We start from the raw sequence: 412 nt of genomic DNA on the forward strand, positions 1-412 counted from the left end.
CAACACTACCCTGCGGATGATGCGGGCAATAATAGATACCATCCAGATCGACATCGCGGTCCGCCAGCGACCAGTCCATCCACTCGGTCAGCGTTTCAAACTGTGCTTCAGTAAATTTACCGCGAGCAATGCCAGACTGGTTGGTTACTACCACCAGCGCAAAGCCCATTTTTTTTAGCTCGCGCATGGCGTCAATAACACCGTCGATAAATTCAAAGTTGTCGATCTCATGGACATAACCGTGATCGACATTAATGGTGCCATCACGGTCAAGAAAAATTGCGGGTACGCTCTTCGCCACCTTTTATAGCTCCTTAATAAGGCATGTGACGCTAGTATCGCATGTTTCGACCTGCAAGAAAGTGCTCTTCGCATAAACCTGATTGATTTAGACGTCTGGATGCCTTAACAT

Annotated in this window: 1 protein-coding gene; it reads right to left on the reverse strand. The window is 47.6% G+C overall.

What is annotated here, in order from left to right; all coding sequences use genetic code 11:
• Nucleotides 1-301, reverse strand: a 301-nt coding sequence (gene gmhB / locus E0L35_RS25785; protein ID WP_138801754.1) for a D-glycero-beta-D-manno-heptose 1,7-bisphosphate 7-phosphatase, incomplete at its 3' end; no start/stop codon positions are given.
• Nucleotides 302-412: the final 111 nt, after the last annotated feature.

This window comes from Halomonas sp. ATBC28 (assembly GCF_005937175.1).
GTDB lineage: Bacteria > Pseudomonadota > Gammaproteobacteria > Pseudomonadales > Halomonadaceae > Vreelandella > Vreelandella titanicae.